The organism is Methylobacterium sp. Leaf91 (genome assembly GCF_001422815.1).
GTDB lineage: Bacteria > Pseudomonadota > Alphaproteobacteria > Rhizobiales > Beijerinckiaceae > Methylobacterium.
This window is the reverse complement of sequence record NZ_LMMP01000018.1, coordinates 1-16,526: the sequence shown is the minus strand read 5'-3', so window position 1 is coordinate 16,526 and position 16,526 is coordinate 1. Positions and strand designations below refer to the sequence as shown.

Sequence of the window (16,526 nt, the reverse complement as noted above, 5' to 3'; positions counted from 1 at the left end):
GAAATGCGTTCTCCGTCTTCGAGGCATCGCAAGTGTATATCGTGTCATCCGAAAGAAATTCGCGCTGGTACGATCCGGAAGACCCAAACGAGCTTATGGTATCGCTCCGTGTCGGCACCTGTCTCAGCCTTATGTGGCTCACCAATCTTATGTTTCTGCCAGCGAAACTGTTCGCGTCGGTTGAAGGGCGCGTAGGGTTGTCCATTCGCGACGTCGAGCCCTTGCGGCGGTCGTTGGATACCAAGCGTCACAAGGTTGGCGCGAACGGCCAGATATCGTGCTGACTCGAGGGGTGTCGGTCGATAGTCGCATTACTTGCAGACCGGCACGGAACACGATCACTATTGTACTAAACTGGAACCGTTCCTGCGGACGCGCTACCCCGAGCGCACCGACACCCAGCCGCCTTCGTCGCCCCCAGCCGACCTGGCCTCAATGGCGATTGAGCTTTCGGCGGGCGTGCAGGCCCGTTCTGAACGCCGGGTCCACCGACAGGCGCGGGGGATTACTTCCATGGTACGGCGTGGTTCAGGGTCGCGGCGTCGGCTCGCAACCCCACTGAGAAAGTTCGAATGCGTAACGTCGTCATCGCCTCGGGCGATCTAAATAATATCGGCGATTTCGCGCTCCTCATGCAGTGCGTGGAGGGTCTAAGGCGTCTTGGCCTGACGAACCCGATGCTTGTTCGGCAATGGGTCATGCCCCCCCCGGGCATTCTGCAGGAATTGCGCGACGCTGATATCGGCGTCCTTTCTGGCAAGGATATCCCAGGTTCGCTCGCGGCCGCGCGGGGGGGGCTCGTAGTGGTCGGCGGCGGGCAGATGGTGCGAGACAACGCATCGACGAGTTCCCTGGCCCTTCTTGCGGCGATGATGGAAACCGCTCGGCGCACGGGCGGGATGTCAGCCGTGCTGGGGTGCGGCGTGAGCCGACTGACGCGCATGCCGCACCGCATGCTTTGGCGGCGGATGTTGTCCTCGGCTTCCGTTCTGACCGTCCGGGACGATGCCTCGCTTGCGGAGGTTGAGGGCTTGTGCGGCCGGGCTGCGAAGCCAGTCCTAACAGCCGACCTCGCTTTCTGTCCGACGACGCTTCATGCGGCCCTTGCGCGTTCCACGGGGGCGGGGCCGATTATCGTCGCTCCGTGCGATGATGCCTCGGAGGACCGGTGCATCGACATCGCGGCACTGGCCCGGTTGTCCATCTCAGCGGCGCACGCGTTCGATGCCAGTGGGATCAGCCTTGTCGCACACGATTCCGCGCCCCGGATGGACCCGGTGGTGTGTCAAGCGCTCGATCGGGAGATCAGGTCGCGGGCACCTGCCATCACCGTCAACCATGTCGCCTCGAACGCTCTGGCCGACTACATGAATGCCTATGCGGGAGCGTCCCTCGTCGTCACGAACCGGCTTCACGCGACCATTTTCGGACTGCTTGCGCGCAAGCCGATCCTCATCGTTGACGACGGAGGGACGAAGACAATGGCGGCCGCCCGGCAGTTCGACATCGCGACGGTCAAGCTGGCCTCCGCGGAATCCGCCGGCCTCTTCGACCGGCTTCTGGTTGATAACGCCGACGGCCCGCCCGAACGCCGTGGCCGGAACATCGAGGCGGCAGGGATCGCGAGTGCCAGCAACTTTGATCTCTTGAACGCCGCGCTCGAGGCGCGCGCATGAGCGGTGGCCCTCGGCGCGGTGCGAGCGTCGCAGCCTTCGGGATCGGCGCTCGCGCGATCACCCAGGTCGTCACGGTCGCCATCACGATCGCCGCCGCGCGCAGCCTCGATCCCGAGAGTTTCGGCGTCTTCAGCCTCGCGGCGATCCTCACTGTGTTCGGCCGCACCCTGCTCTACGTTGGCGCCTACGAATACCTGATGAAGTCGGACGAGCCCGACTGTTACGTGTCGTCAGGACTTGTCCTCAACGTGACTGCTGCGGTGTTCTTCGGCGCGCTCCTAACAGTCATCGGCTGGGCGGCCGCACCCTATTTCGGCGGCGACGCGTTCCTCAGCCTTTTGGTGATGCTGATGCCGTCGAATGTCCTTGCCGCCTTCTCGGCATGGCAGGAGGCGATGATCCTGCGGGGGGGGAAACTGTCTCGCTACTACCTCATCACGATCGTAGCCGAAATCGCGGCAGGCACGATCACCATCGTGCTGATCGAGCGGGGACTGGGGCTGACCGCCCTCGTCATCCAGCTGTATCTGCGCGCCATCCTCCTCTCCATTGGCTTCCTCCTGGTGGACAGGCCGGCCCTCGGCAACGCACCATCGGTCGCGAGCCTGCGCACGATCATGGGCTGGTCCCGGTCCCGCTACGGGGCGGTGTTCACGAATTATCTATCGAACTACGCGGCCGACTTCATCATCGGGGCGCTTCTGTCGCCGAGTGCCACCGGCCTCTACAGAACCGGTAGCCGGATCGTCACCGCCGCCTCCGATCTCTTCGCGCAACCTGCGAACCTGATTTCCCGAACAGCCTTCTCTCGCTTGGTGCGAGAAGGGAAGCGCCCGGAGGAAGTCTGGCCCGATGCGCTGTTGGTCTTCGGCATCCTGGCCTTCCCGGCTCTCGCCGGGCTCGCGATCATGTCCGGAGAGATCGTCTCTCTGGTCCTCGGGCCGACGTGGCAGGGGGCGGCTCAGGTGATCGCGACCCTTTGCGTCGCGCGCGGGGCCGGCCTTGTCCCGGCGATCCTCGGACCGCTCTTCATCGTGCGTGATCTGCAACGCACCGTCCTCGCGGTCCAGACCTTCGCCGCCGTCGCGACCGTGCTGGGACTTCTATGGTCGTCGCGCCTCGGTCTCCTCCACGCCGCCGCGACCGTCGCGATCGTGCAGGTCGTCATCGCGGCGGTCATGATAGTGCGGCTTGCGCGGCTGAACGGACTGGATATCGCCCGGCTGGCGAGGATCGGCGGCATACTTGCCGGCGTCTCCGCCTTCGTCGCGGCCACGGCCAAGGCGACCCTGATGATCCCGATGACCCATGGGCCGATATCGATCGCTGCGGCGATCGCCGCGGGATCAGTGGCTTGGGCCTGCGTCGCATTCGCGATGCGTCGCCGTCTCATTCAAAGTCTTCACGGTCTCCAATGAGGCCGCGCGTTCCCAACGAACCGTGGCCGACAAGCAGACCCGTTAGCCGACTAGGTGATCTAGAAGGAGTAAATCCGTGATCGACTGCCTCACCAACATAGCGCCTCGCGACGCGCGTTTGGCCAGTCTCCTCGTCGCCGGGATATGCTTGGTTACACTTCCGGCGCGAAGCGAAACGCTGCGAAGCCTCGCGAGCGCGCAAGTCGTGACCAATCTTCCCTTCGACATCCAACTCGCCGCAGCGAAGGACCTTGGTCTGCGTCGCGCGCGCATTGGGATCCGCATCTACGAGGTCGAAAAGGCCGGCGGTACCTACGATTGGTCAGTGACCGACATCCGCATTCGGGGCCTGATGACCGCCGGTCTGACACCGATCGTAACCTTGTTCGGCCGGACGCGCCTGACCGAGCGGGCACCCGCTGAATCGGACGGACGCGTGCCGCTGTCGGACCGTGAGATCCGAGCTTTCGCCGATTTCTCGGCCCAGGTGGCGCGGCGCTACGGCGCCATGCACGAGGGACGCAAGATCGTCTACGAGATCTGGAACGAGCCCAACACGAAGACCTTCTGGGGCTCGCCGCCGGACCCAGAAGCCTATGCGCGACTCGCGGAGACGACCTGCCGCGCGATCCACGATCAAGCACCGACGGCGACGGTGGTCGGGCTCGCGATGGAGGGGACACCTCTGAACAAACCGTATTACGTCCGAAGCTACGGGCTCGACATCTATCGTGAATGGTCAGCGCGCGCCGCCACGCAACAACTGATGAAATGCCTCGACGGCATCAGCCTCCATCCGTATCGGCGGGAGCCGGAGACATACCTGACGGAGAATGCGGATCTCCTGCGTTTCCTGTCCGAACACGGACGGAAGGAAACAAATCCGCTTATAGTCAATTCCGAATGGGGCTACTCGGTCGGCGCCAAGAGCGCGGCGGATGCAACCGAGCAGGCCGCCCTCGATTTGCGGCTGCTGCTAATCGGCGCGGGATTCCAGCGCATCACCAATCTCTATCAGCTGATCGACGGGGGCACCGATCCCGGCGACGTTCGCCATCAATACGGTCTCTTTACGTCCACAGGAACGTCGAAGCCCGCAGGCTCTGCGATCACGCGGCTTCTGAAGGCGATCGGCGATTACGAGATCGACAGCGTCGAATCCGTGCCGGAACTGTCGGGCGTGATCCGCTTCAGGGCGCACCAGAACGGTCAACAAAAGCGGGTCGCGGAGGTGCTCTGGCGTTCCTCCGGTGAGACGGCGGTTTCGGTCGATCAACTTGGAGCCGGACGCCCCGTCCTCGTTAAGGATTTGGTATCCAATCGTGATCTCCCGCTGGATGCTCCGACCCTCACGGTCGGCCGGAGTCCTCTGCTTTTACTGTTCGAGGCCGCACCATAAACCCGTCAGCGATCACGTTGGTCGTACCCGGGCCCCGACAGACAAGCGCCGTCGGCGCGCCCTTACCGCGCCCGCCGTCTGTGGCTTCAGCGAGCATGTTCCGCCGCCTCACCTTGATGACCCGCTGCCCCATGGACAGGCGCGATCACGCCATCACGCCGGCGCTCGACCAGCAACCTCCGGGGCGTGGGATCGCTCCATGCCGCGTTCCCACAGGATGTAAAGGGTCTCGCCCCGTTCGATGCGGCGTGCAGCGACAGCACAGCCGGCGGCGACGTAGAACGCACCGCCCAGGTCGAACAGCGAAGACGAGATGCAGGCTGCGACAAGGAACGCGAACAGCATTATCTGACAGGATAGCCTGACCCCGGCCAAGTATCGATCCCGGGACGGTTTCGCGATGCCAACCGGCGCGAACAGGCTCGCGACGAAGGCCCCGTAGCTCAAGGCGCCGATCAACCCGAGTTCGGCCAACAGGGTCAGGATCCAGCTGGACGAGCGCAGGCTACCCAGGCCGGCCCCCATTCCGTAGGTCTGCAAGAAGTTCGTGACCGCCTGCATGTTCCAGCCGAACCGCTGACGCGCCGACTCGCTGTCGGCCTTGTTGAACACCATTCGCTGGATCAGATCCTGATACGGCTCCAACAGTTTGGGCGCGAAAATGATTAGGGCCAGGATCAGAGCTATGACCAGCAGGACGGCCAGGACCAACGAGACCGACAGAACCTCGACGTATCCGGTGGTCGACTGCTTGATCAGCACGATCGCGTAAACGATGGCAAGGAAGAACAGACAGAAATACGCCGTGCTCGAAGTCGAGACCGCCAGGCATCCAAGGACAGAGAAGAACAGAAATCCGCTAAGCGGAATGCCCATGATCCGCCAGAATCCGAACATCAGCGCCGTGTAAGCGATGGACGCGTAGGCGAAAGACGACGCTTCCGGATAGAGGCCGACGATCCGTTTGAAATTGAGCACGTCGACATCAATCAGCATCGCGTATTTCGCTGTCCTCAGGAAATCGAGGAGATCGAACCCGACGCCGTACTTACTTACGAAATCGACCGCGCCACCCAAGGTGTGGACGATGACGAGGCCCTTGAGGCCGGCCACCACCATGTCCAGCGTCCTTCGCGATTGGCTCAGCACCAGGACTGAGAGGAACCCCGCAAGGTTGCCGAGGAAGTAGAAGGGCTGCGTGATGTTTCCCGAACTTGGCGACAGGGGGACCGTGCTCAAGACGTTGCCCCGTCCGCTGCTGCTGCGGGCGAGCGAGAAGACTTCTGTCACGTCAGTGAACAACCGAGGCATGATGTAGGCTCCCACCACGGCGAAAATGGTGAAGAGCGCGATAATCTGGGCCGAAGCTTCGGTCTTGAAAATGTTCGAGATCTTTGGCGCCAGATCGCCGCTCGATAGTGCAGTAATGAAGAGGCAGACGAGGCCGAATTGCGGGACGGTAATGCTTGACCCGCCCAAGGAGGTGAGTGTGACCAGCGCCGTTGACGGAAAGGCGAAAGCGCAGATCGACGTGATGATGGCAACGCGACGCCCGAACATGCAGATCGTCGCAATCAACGCGGCGATGATCATGCCCGCGATGGAAACTTCCAAGCTATCCTCCTCCCGGCCCTGACGATGGCTCCCGCGTCTAACCCACGGGGACGGTCGCCGGCATCTACCGTTTCATCAGGTAAACCTTCGCTCTGCGCGAAAGCGAACTGAACCTGTCCGTTCGCCGCAGATAGACGGCGAGCGTCCGAAACGTGTGATCGAGCATCTGAACGCCATGGGCCGCATAAGCGCGCAGCATCGCGAAGCGCGATGGTGCGGTGACTGTGGGCGCGTAGCCGAACTGCCGCATCTCGGGCGCGCAAAGCGCCTCCACGACGGCGACAGCCCGCTCCGGCAGTTCGGCCGCCCAACCGGACGCCCGCTCCTCAATGAACGGCCGGAAGACGTGCGCATGAAGGTCGCGGTCGAGCTTCGAGATGCGATACCTCCGTTGTAGCGGCCCATGTCGCGAGGTCGGCAATCCGAGGAAGTCAGAGAGGCTGGCCAACACCGCCTCCTGCTCACGGCCGATGCTCTCGAAGCGAATCGTGAGGAGGGACTGGGCTCGGCCCACGGCGGAGGCCCGGCGCACATAGCTCCGCCAGTGCCTTGCCGCGAAGATCAGGCTGTTCCGGGCCATGTTGAATCCGGGTTTTTCGGGTAGATCCGAGCGAAGCATGGACCCCACCACCGCACGTGGGTCTCGGACGAGATGAATCGTCTTGAGGCCCGGAAATGCCTTCAGGACCTCATCGTGCAGGTAGAGCAGCGTCTCGAACTTGAAGACGATGACGCGGTACGCGTCCCGTCCACCCGACTCCACGGCCAGTTCCGTCAGGAATGCGGCGAGATCCTCGGAACTGGAGCGGCAGCAGATAGCGTGAAGCGCCGCCGGATCAAGCCCGAGCGCATCGATACGCGGATCGGCGGAGACGACGTCGAATAGGGATTGACCCTGGTGGATCTTGCCCCGGGCTCGATCGAGCATGAGGTGCAGCAGGAACGAGATCTCTGGGAAGACGAAGGCGTCCTCGAACCACTCCGTAAGAAGCCGGGACAAGAGCGTCGAACCTGAGCGGTTGACGTAGAGGATCATCGCGAACCGAGCGCCCATCCGAACGACCCCTGATCTGCGTCACCCGCGCATCGTAACGCTCAACGGCTTTCCACCACTTATGCGATACCGCGTCACGTGATGCGTCCGTCGCCGGAGAGCGAGGAAGCCGAGTATTCCGAACCCTTCAACCATGTGGAATCCTAATGCAAGAGTCAGGCAAAATTTAAGTGTCGGGCGAAATCAGCCGCTAGGCACTGACGACAGTTCCGCACGGACAGGCGTCACGCGACGACGACGGCGCACTTTGCGAGGCGACGACGCGGGAACCAACTCATCGATTAACTAGGACTACCTGGGCACTCTGTAGTGTCGTGCTGCGTTGACTTTCATAATGATTTGGCAGGCAGCGATGGATCAGGATCGCGGGGGCTGACGAGCTCGATGCGTGGCTGGAGCCATTCCTTGCGGTGAAGCGGTCCTGCCAGCGCCAGACCACCCCACCGTCTTGGACGCGCCCGCCTCACGCATGATCGCGTGCGTTCCGAGCCCAGCAGCGCTCAACAACACAGTACGGGCCCACCAGACGTTCTTCTGCAGCGTGTTTCGATTCGCAACGAGCGCTTCGAGCCGGAAGCTTCCGAATTAGAGAGCGTGAAGGAGATGCCATTGCGCATCCTGCCTGTCTCGCAGGACAGGTCCCAAACCGAAACTCCGCACTTACTCAATCGTCAGACCTCAATCACTGTGATGCGCTAGAAATGCAGCGATTGATCTTCGGCGGACACGATAAGGTCTTAGTTGCTGACACCGTTAAAGAGCCTACAGACGGTCTGAGCCATTGCCCAACCGCGCATGCGTCACCGGCCTCGCAAATTCGCTGACTGCTTCAGTTCACGCAGGCCTCCGCATTTAACGAGATGACGTTATTTCACCAATAAAAAGCGCAACCACTCTGAGAGACGAAATACTAACAATAAATATATCATTTACCATAAGTCATTTACTTTCTTTATGCAGAAATAGTATTTTCTGCAGCTCGAAAAAGTATTTTTCCATCTTTCGAAAACTGGCACAATTTGTTGCCTGTTTTGGCCGGAGCATGTCCTGCGCAAGATTTTCCAGGGTGCGGGACTGGCTGCTCATGACCGAGTTCGAAAGCATGCCGAAGGCCTGGGCGGCGCTCGCATCCATGATGGCCGAGATCAGGCGCTAGGTGGGCGTCGGCTCGTGATCCAGCTCGCACATTGTAGGCTGAGGGGGCCGGACGTGGCGGCTTGATGCGGGGTACGGCGCGGAGCGGAGGCAGCGGCTTTAAATTTGGCTCGTCATCGTCAAGGAAGATCGCACCGAAGTCGATTTATCCGTCCTTAATGGACTCTTTGCGGAACGCGATCTCGGGTTCATCGATGGGGACGGGCTGGGCGACCTCGGCGAGGTCCAGGACATCGTCGTTCTCGGGCATCGACGCGGGTGCCTGCCACGGAACCACCTCGGCCTTGGCGATTCGATCGTCGGCGATGATGCGCCGGATCGACGCCAGGATCTCCTCCATGGATGGTTCCTGCGCCCTGTCCGATACCTTGGGGCTCTCGGCGCTCAGGATCTGGGGGAAACGGTTGCGACATTCGGCGTGTATTTAGCGCTCCCGCCCCGACACAAGCGCTGGATACAACACGGCGCGAGATAAGCTCGCGACGCCGTAAGACTACAGGGCGCAGCTCAGCCATCCCGGCCAGCGCAGCTTGGATGTCGGCGACCGCGAAGTCGCCGAACCTCAGCGTCCGTCAGGCGTGCGCACGCCGTACCAGAGGTCCTTGACTTGATCGAAGTGCTTCTTCGGGCTGTAGACCGCTACCGGCAGCGACGTGAAGCGTACCGTCAGGCGGCCGATCGCCTGGACGACGCCGTAGGAGAAGATCACCCGGTTGCGCTGGGCGACGATCAGGTTGGTTCGCGCGTTCAGCAACTCCTGCTGCGCGTTCAGCACGTCGAGGGTGGTGCGCTGTCCCACGCGGGCCTCTTCGCGCACGCCGTTCAGCGCCACCTCGTTGGCCTGCACCTGTGCCTGTGAGGCGATGACCTGTGCCTTGGATGCCTCGAGCTGGCCCCAGACTGTCACGATTGCCGAGCGAACCTGATCCCGGGTGTCCTCGGCATCGAGCCGTCGCTGGCCAACCGTCTCTTTGGCCTGGCGGATCTGAGAGTAGGTCTGACCGCCCTCGTAGAGAGGGATCGTCAGACGTCCGACGATCGAAGCGCTTACGGCGCTGTCGCCCTGGAACTGGCTGTCGAAGCGCTGCTGGACCGAGCCCTGCAGGCCGGCGGTCGGGTACAGAGCGCCTTCGAGGACTTTAACCTGCGCCTCGGCCACATCGACGAGATGCAGGGACGACAGGATCTGCGGGTGTTCCTTAATGCCGATATTGATCGCGGCATCGAGGCTGCCCGGAACGTAGCGGTCGAGGGGCCGGCCCGGCGCAAGCTGGCGCGGCTCCACGCCGATGTAGCGGCGGTAGGTGCCGATGCTGGCGCGCAGGGTTGCCTCGGCGCCGCTAACGTCGGAGCGGGCGCCGGCGAGACGGGCCTCGGCTTGGGCGACGTCGGTGCGGGTCACCTCACCGACGTTGAAGCGGTCGCGAGTCTGGCGAAGTTGCTCCTCGAGCACCTCGACGTTGTTCCGTCGCAGCTCCAGGTTCGCCGTGTCGCTGAGGACCGACATGTAGGACTGGGCGGCGTTGAACAGAGTGTTCATCTCGGTGGCGCGCAGCGCCTCCCGGACACGGAGCACGTCGGATTCCGCCTGACGGGTCTGGTTGTCGGTGCGAAAGCCGTTGAACAGGGTCTGGTTGATGGTGAGCCCTGCACCGCCTGGACGTCTGACATTGCTCAGCTGGACTCTGGTCGTCCCGGGCTTAGATTGAGTCAGGCCAATATCGGCATCAAGACTCACGGTCGGGCGGTAGCCGGATTTGGCCTGCGCGACGTTCTCATCGGTGGCGCGGACGCCAGCACGATCGGAATTGAGGGTCGGATTGGCGTCATACGCCCGCGAGAGCGCGCTCTCCAGCGTCTCGGCACCAGCCGAGCTAGCGACGGCAAGGGCCAATACAGCGAGGCCGGCAGGCCGAAGCCTCGTGCGCATCGCAGGTTTCCAGTCTCTCACGCTCATCAGCCCTTGCGGTTTCTCGATGAACCGGACGGCCTCGCAAATGGCCGCAGCGCCTTGGCGCGATACCGCTTTACCCACCATGAGGCAACAATATCGGACCTTCGCTGTTGCAGAGAAGCGGAATGAGCTGGCGATTAGACGAAGAGTCGAGAGTGGAGCAAAAAAGGTACAGCCCCCCGCTGTAGGGGTTCAGACGAGCATCGCACTTCGCGGGCATGGCGGCGGCAATTGATGAACTATAAAAATCAGCCCTTACCGGAGTAATGTCTGGTTTGAATTTCTGGCCGTGAGACTTTTATCAGCATCTTCAATGACGCGCATGGCTGGTTTGATGATACTGGGACTGGCTAATTTGTAAGCGGGATTGCAAGCGCGGGCTCAGCGTCAAAGCGCAGCCTATTAGCGTGCGCTGCAACAAGGAGACATAACTCTGTTTTCTTTCTTGCTTCACGAGTCATGCCAACCTCGAAAATAGTCCTCATGGCCTATGATGCAAACATAGAACGGGTCGGATTCGTACAGAATCAGGACGGTAATAGCCCCCCGCCGGGGATGCCCGGCCGCCTACGGCAGCGCCTTGATAACTGTTGAGCCCTAGATGTTTGGTCCCAGCATTTGGTGGAGTGGGTTTGACCTGAATCTACTTGGGTCGGCAGACCATGCTTTGCAGATGGCCTCGTAGGGCGTGAGACCCCGCAGGGTCTTTAGGCGGCGGCCAAAGTTGTAGGCGCTGACGAAGTCGGCCAGATGGGCGCGGAGCTGCTCGTGGCTGTCATAGTGGTAGCGCTTGCCCATGCGCGCCTCTAAGAGGTGGCGCACGTGCTGGAATGCCTCGGGCAGATCCCAGCCCTAGAGCGCGGCAGCCTTGTCGAATGCGTTCGGTTTGGTCTCGATCAGCGCGAGGTAATGCAGCGGATCGGACACGAACACGCCGGTGCCGTAGATGCGCTCATGCCGGGCGATCTCGATGCCGCCGCACAGGATCACGACCTCCTCGACGAAGCCCTTCACCAGCACGTCCCGGAAGCCGTAGGCGGTCGGCACCGAATAGTCGTTGCAGCGGTAGCGAACCAGCGCAGTCGAAGAGACCCAGGCAGTCGCGGTCGTCGCGCGCGTCCTGCAGGATACCGAGGCGGCCAAGGTCGTCGATCTTGGCCCAGGTTCTGCCGGATCGTCCGGAGCCGCTGTGGCCAGCAGCCATCAGGAACATCAGATGTCACGACGTTCGATCAATGGCTGGTCGAAGCGCAAACTTGCGGTGTCCGGATCGTCGAGAGCTTCGCTGCTAGCCTCGGTCAGGATAGAGATGCTGTTCGGTCCGCGCTGACACTGCCTTGGAGCAGTGGACAAGCCGAAGGTCAGATCACGCGTCTCAAGCTCTTGAAGCGCGCCATGTACGGCCGCGCCAAACTTGACCTCCTACGACGACGGTTCCTCCTCGCAACATAATTCACCAAACATGGCAAAGAACCACTTTTCACGGGGTAGCCCCCCCCTGCAATGTACTTACCTTACCACGTTTGATCTGCTATATAGCCAATCATGTCGCTTGCACTTGTTGTCGCCCTCCTCAGAACGCTCCGCATCGCTGGTTGGCTATGTATTAGCGTACTCATACTACTTTCTTGGATACCACGGGAGTGGGAAACAAGAACGGGCCTACCCGGACAAATGGAGCATGCCATTGCCTATTGGGGCACGGCCGCGATCTTCGCGTTCTCCTATCAGGACACACACCGCGGACGTCTGATCGCTGCGCTTGTTGCGGTCGCTGGTGTACTTGAGATGGGTCAGTTATGGGTGCCGGGGCGGACCTCGCAGTTAATTGATTTTGCCGCCAGCAGTATCGGGGCAATCGCGGGAGTTTTCTCAGGCCGGGCAGCCATTGCCTGGCTTATTGGCTTTATCATGCGCCCTCGGCATTAAGATCACGTCATTTTCAGGACAGAAAGCGATTAGGGCATCTCTGCAAAGTCGCATGATCTGGAGCATGGTCGTGCCGAGTGTTGCCATGGCGGGGTAGCTGGCCTCCCGGTTCTCATAGCTAGAGCAGTGTCCGATCTTCGTGAATCGTTTGGGGTTTCGAGAGCGGTGCAGATGTAATTCGATACCCGGCTCTCCGAGGAGAAGAACCGGATGCCTTCAGCCTTGTCAGCGGATCTGCGTGAGCGCGTCGTAGTAGCGATCGAGGCAGGAGCCTCATGCCGGGAAGCCGCCAGACGGTTCGAGGTCAGTCCCGCCAGCGCCGTGCGCTGGTACGAGGCCTTCGTGCTGGAAGGACGTACACGGGGCAAGCCAAGGGGCGGTGATCAGCGTTCGCATACCATCGAGGCCCAGGCCGACCTGGTCCGGCAGACCTACGAGGCCAAGCCCGAACTGTTCCTGCGCGAGTTGCGCGCCCGACTGGCCGAACGTGGCCTGCGGGTCGGGGTCAGCAGCCTGTCCCGCTTCTTCAAGCGCCACGGCATCACGCGAAAAAACGTATGGCCCGCCCCGCCTGCAAGATGGTCGATGAAGATGCCTGTGATCGGTCTGCACAAACGTATCCGGCATGTCGGCGCGGTGGCCACCGCCAAGATTGAGGGCCGCACATCCCGAGCCTCATATACACCTCGCGGCCTTATTAGGCCGCTTTTTTGCCAGGCTTTCGGAACGCTGCTCGACCGTTAGGCCATCTTCACTGTCCTCCCGCAAACCTTGTAGACATGGGCCAAGCGATCATGCTCCGCCTCAGGTCGACCTCTGTCGATGGTCAATGCGGCGGCCGACTCGGGCCGCCGCTCGAAGCTCACCCCTTTGCGCTGCGTCGCCCACGCGATCCGGGCGAGTTTGGCTGCGAGCGCGACGACCACGACGTTGTAGTGCGCCCGCGCTAGCAACCCGCGCAGCCATCGGCCGGCCGCCTCCTCAGTCTTGGATAGCGAAGCAAGAGCCGCGCGAGCACCGTGGATGAAGAGGCCACGTAGGTAGGCGTTGCTTCGCTTGCTGATGCCAAGCAACTTCGGTCCGCCCGTCCGCAGGTGCCAGACGATCTCGCCCTGCGAGGCGATGAGGATGACACGCCAGTTGGCTCAGCTCTCACTGGGGAGGATCGGCCCGAAGATGTCCGGGCTCTCCAATGCTTCGCGCATCGTCATGAGACGCTTCATAGCCGGCGCTCTCCCTGGCCGATGATCTGATCGCGGACGCTATTGCGACCCAGCTTCAGCGGCTGCCCCATCCGGCGGCTCTGACGGTCCCTCAGGTCGCAAAGCCGGCCATAGGCTTCAGGGTTCACGGCACTGCCCGCGGCCATGTCCGCCTCGATCAGCTCACGCTGGACACTCAGCATGGCGAAGGCCCGCACCGCCTGGCGCTCTACCACGCCGAGGGCTTCCGTACCGCCGCGCTCGGCTTCCAGGTCCGCAATGATGTCGGCGAAGCGCCGGGCAACGTCCGCGCGGCCATCGACACGGCCAAGGAACAGCTTGCCGTTGGATACGGCAGAGCGCTGGCGGGGTGGTTTGGGCTTCTGGATCAAGGTTGGCCTCGTGGAATTGGTGAAGGTGCGATCATCCCCGGCTTGACCGCTTCATGACGCACGACGCGCGCGGGGCAGCGGAGCCAGGGTTTTCGTTGTTGAACGGATCGCTTTGCCCTCAGGACATCCGGCTCCGCAATCGTTGAAACTTGCGCAAGGCCATTCCATCCACGCTCATATCAAATACTTCGCAAACAAAATCCCTGTCAATACTTGTAATATACTAACCGCAGACGTCCGCTCCCGCTTATCGCAGTCCAAAAAAGCACCCGATCGCGACGATATCGTCAGTTGCTCGTTCGCTTTCCGTAGGCTCAAAGGGCCGCTTCAGCATTCGATCCCTGCCCCTAGGAGGCCCACCGTTTCCGACACCCTGCTCCTGCTCGCCCTAGCGACCGAGAATGCCGAGCTTCGCGCCCGACTCGCAGAGGTCCAGGAGCAATGCATCGAACTGGCGGTGGATGCAGGCGAGCTGCACGTCAAGGTCGAGGCGCTGCGGCAGGAATTGGCTGAGATGCGTGTTAGCCGAGAGCAGGCCATCGAGAACAGAACTCACGGACGCGACGCCCATGCTTAGCGCCACTCCGCCATACCTGCCCGACGCGCTACCGCGCCTGTCGGTCATCCTGAGAGCACGATAGGGCCTCGTTCAGCTTCGGCCGGGCGAGGCCGCTTTCATTAGATAATTCAGCGTTAGGCATCAAAAGCCTAGTTCTGGAAATTCCTGCTGTGCCCAGAAGGCGAAGATTGCGCCCTCTATGCGGTCGCCATCGCTAACAATCTCGATCTGTCCATTGGGCTTCGAAACCGCAAGCATCCAACGAGATGCAGCTATCGCAAATCCCCTCGCCATATCGAGGGATGGAAAGTCCGCCGACCCAAGGTAAATGGCCTCGCCAGAATGCGTCAAAGCCCGAACCTCGTACACGCTGATAAGACTCCTGCTGGGCGCTGAACATACGTCTGCTCGAGGCCTCACGCGAGCCAACGAAATGGGGGCATAATGCTTAACCGTTCCGCTTTAAATTGAACTTGAGATTACCCCTTCTGGAAGACCTGACATCCCCGAGCGCGCCGCGTAAGCTGAGCACTTTCTCATGTACTGCGAACCCATCTCGATCTCGCCCGGCGAAAGCTGGTGCGGGGTCTTTAAATGTCCGGCAGTCCATGCGAAGCGTGCGCTTCCTAGGCGTCTCGCCTTGGAGCCCGACCTTGCCCGCCCGGCTCACGCCGAGGCGGGTTTTTCGATCTCAATCGAACCAGCGTCGAGGTGTAAATCCGTAGGCAGCGAGTAGCGCTAGCATTGCAAGGAGCCAAGGGAGATCGCTGAGCAGCGCGAAGACCAATAGGCTGACGTAGGCAATAGCCGTTAAGACCATGATCGCCGCCACACGTGAGTTCATTATGCTGTGCTCGCCTCAGGGATTGCGACGGGCAACATACTCAGATCAGAAGCGTGCGAATTCGTCCGAAACCGGACACTTCTGCGAAATTCGCACGATAATGCCAATACAATCTTGCGTCCCTATCGGTCGACACGTAGAACCGCAAAAACACACGTCGGACGATAATTTTAATGCAAATTTTTATCATTAGAAGAATAGACCGACTAATCACTTGGACTGTAGATTTATTATTTTCGATGCATCCTGGGCGTAGACTGCGTAAAGTTGAGACTGATCTGTCAAGTATAGAGCGAGCAATTAATAAGGAACTGATGATGAGCACCCCCAAGGAAGCGGTTATTACTGCACTTGAGTTAAGGCTCAATCAACGAAAGGCAGACAGGGCAAAAATTCTGAAGCAGTGATAAGATATTTGCCGCGATGCATGCTCAAGCCCCGCCGCCGTAAGGGCAGGGAGGGGTTCAAACGATCCGCACCTCGCCGACCTTGAGCTTCATACGCTTGACGATAGCAGTGCCTAGCAAGCCGATGTGGCGAGGCGCAGGCCCTGTCGGCTCTTGCTGAGCCGCGATCTGGATTGCATTTCCCACCGCCATCGCCAGGATTGCATAAATACGATCGGTCTCGTCAGGCTGACGGACAGCAATCAGGCGGGCGAAGTGAGGAGGCTTTTTCGGCATGGCTTTGCGGATGCCACGCGGGGGCCATCGCGGGAAGCCGAACTTAAGCGCCGCGAGCGCAAGAAGCCCCACCCGTAGATATTATCAGGCGGGTTTCCCTCCCTTCCTAGCGCCATCCTTAGGAGTTTTCCGTGAACAATAATCCAGATCATCTTTACGATGTGCAGTATGAACCCGGCGGCTGGTCGGTTATCAATCGCGAAACGAAGGATGCGACGCTGGTACATGGCGTTCGTCAGGTGGGCCTATCTAGAGAAGACGCCGACAACGTCGCTGAGGCATTCAATGCTATAGGATCCACGAAGCCGGGATCATCTGCCACTTCGACGGATAGCCTGAGCGAGGTTCACGCTCCCCAAACTCCACCGTTAGCGCCCTTGCGATCATCTTCGCCATCTGCACCGCCTCGTCTCGCGTGACGCGCTTCACGCTTTGTCGGCGGATCGGTTCGTTCTCCCAGTACGTGTAGCTCACATGCGTCCCCACCGCGTCCAGCACGGCGATGGCCTCGCCTACCTCTGTAATGCGAAGGGGAAAGCGGATCGTGGGGGCTAGAGCCGTGCCCTGGCGGGTTGAATCGCTTGGGGTAGGCGATCTGGCTGGCGTGTGATTCACTGGACGGGCTTATGAGGGAGGATTGCCATGCC

12 protein-coding genes and 4 pseudogenes are annotated in these 16,526 nt (G+C 61.0%); 6 read left to right on the top strand and 10 right to left on the bottom strand.

What is annotated here, in order from left to right:
• Positions 1-572 precede the first annotated feature (572 nt).
• The 3 genes from ASF32_RS14045 to ASF32_RS14035 all read left to right on the top strand — a co-directional run bounded on the left by ASF32_RS14045 (position 573) and on the right by ASF32_RS14035 (position 4,493).
• Positions 573-1,676 (top strand): polysaccharide pyruvyl transferase family protein, encoded by a 1,104-nt coding sequence (locus ASF32_RS14045; protein WP_056429481.1) that lies wholly within the window; start codon positions 573-575, stop codon positions 1,674-1,676.
• Positions 1,673-3,094, top strand: a complete 1,422-nt coding sequence (locus ASF32_RS14040) for an oligosaccharide flippase family protein (protein ID WP_056429479.1) — start codon at positions 1,673-1,675, stop codon at positions 3,092-3,094. The genes ASF32_RS14045 and ASF32_RS14040 overlap by 4 nt, the downstream gene beginning before the upstream one ends.
• 205 nt (positions 3,095-3,299) lie before the next feature.
• A complete protein-coding gene (locus ASF32_RS14035; RefSeq protein ID WP_056429477.1) occupies positions 3,300-4,493 on the top strand; it encodes a hypothetical protein in 1,194 nt (397 codons plus the stop codon).
• A 153-nt stretch (positions 4,494-4,646) separates the two neighbouring features.
• On the opposite strand, the gene ASF32_RS14030 is transcribed toward ASF32_RS14035, so the two are convergent.
• From ASF32_RS14030 to ASF32_RS26535, 6 genes and pseudogenes are all read right to left on the bottom strand, one after another.
• Positions 4,647-6,107 (bottom strand): hypothetical protein, encoded by a 1,461-nt coding sequence (locus ASF32_RS14030; protein ID WP_156467825.1) that lies wholly within the window; start codon positions 6,105-6,107, stop codon positions 4,647-4,649.
• 64 nt (positions 6,108-6,171) lie between these two features.
• Positions 6,172-7,161: a sulfotransferase gene (locus ASF32_RS14025; protein WP_056429474.1), complete on the bottom strand. Its 990-nt coding sequence runs from the start codon at positions 7,159-7,161 to the stop codon at positions 6,172-6,174.
• A gap of 939 nt (positions 7,162-8,100) precedes the next feature.
• On the bottom strand, positions 8,101-8,295 hold the full coding sequence (locus ASF32_RS25395) for a DUF2497 domain-containing protein (protein WP_156467824.1): 195 nt from the start codon (positions 8,293-8,295) through the stop codon (positions 8,101-8,103).
• 166 nt (positions 8,296-8,461) lie between these two features.
• Positions 8,462-8,656: a hypothetical protein gene (locus ASF32_RS14020; RefSeq protein WP_056429472.1), complete on the bottom strand. Its 195-nt coding sequence runs from the start codon at positions 8,654-8,656 to the stop codon at positions 8,462-8,464.
• Between the two features lie 222 nt (positions 8,657-8,878).
• The gene (locus ASF32_RS14015; RefSeq protein WP_244483648.1) at positions 8,879-10,246 is read right to left on the bottom strand and encodes a TolC family outer membrane protein; all 1,368 of its coding nucleotides are present in this window, start codon (positions 10,244-10,246) and stop codon (positions 8,879-8,881) included.
• A 621-nt stretch (positions 10,247-10,867) separates the two neighbouring features.
• Positions 10,868-11,362: pseudogene (locus tag ASF32_RS26535) on the bottom strand (IS3 family transposase); the annotation flags it as partial.
• Between the two features lie 177 nt (positions 11,363-11,539).
• On the opposite strand from ASF32_RS26535, the pseudogene ASF32_RS26530 reads away from it, so the two are divergent.
• From ASF32_RS26530 to ASF32_RS13995, 3 genes and pseudogenes are all read left to right on the top strand, one after another.
• A pseudogene (locus tag ASF32_RS26530) lies at positions 11,540-11,722 on the top strand (ISL3 family transposase); the annotation flags it as partial.
• A 93-nt stretch (positions 11,723-11,815) separates the two neighbouring features.
• The gene (locus ASF32_RS25955) at positions 11,816-12,199 is read left to right on the top strand and encodes a VanZ family protein (protein ID WP_056429467.1); all 384 of its coding nucleotides are present in this window, start codon (positions 11,816-11,818) and stop codon (positions 12,197-12,199) included.
• A 210-nt stretch (positions 12,200-12,409) separates the two neighbouring features.
• Positions 12,410-12,751 (top strand): annotated as a pseudogene (locus ASF32_RS13995) (IS630 transposase-related protein); the annotation flags it as partial.
• Between the two features lie 395 nt (positions 12,752-13,146).
• Here the strand turns inward: ASF32_RS13995 and ASF32_RS25390 are convergent.
• The 4 genes and pseudogenes from ASF32_RS25390 to ASF32_RS13970 all read right to left on the bottom strand — a co-directional run.
• Positions 13,147-13,284: pseudogene (locus tag ASF32_RS25390) on the bottom strand (IS110 family transposase); the annotation flags it as partial.
• A gap of 134 nt (positions 13,285-13,418) precedes the next feature.
• The gene (locus ASF32_RS13985) at positions 13,419-13,793 is read right to left on the bottom strand and encodes a hypothetical protein (protein ID WP_056429463.1); all 375 of its coding nucleotides are present in this window, start codon (positions 13,791-13,793) and stop codon (positions 13,419-13,421) included.
• Positions 13,794-14,181: 388 nt separating this feature from the next.
• Positions 14,182-14,364: a hypothetical protein gene (locus ASF32_RS25385; RefSeq protein WP_056429461.1), complete on the bottom strand. Its 183-nt coding sequence runs from the start codon at positions 14,362-14,364 to the stop codon at positions 14,182-14,184.
• 1,296 nt (positions 14,365-15,660) lie between these two features.
• Positions 15,661-15,951: a hypothetical protein gene (locus ASF32_RS13970; protein WP_056429457.1), complete on the bottom strand. Its 291-nt coding sequence runs from the start codon at positions 15,949-15,951 to the stop codon at positions 15,661-15,663.
• Positions 15,952-16,526 lie beyond the last annotated feature (575 nt).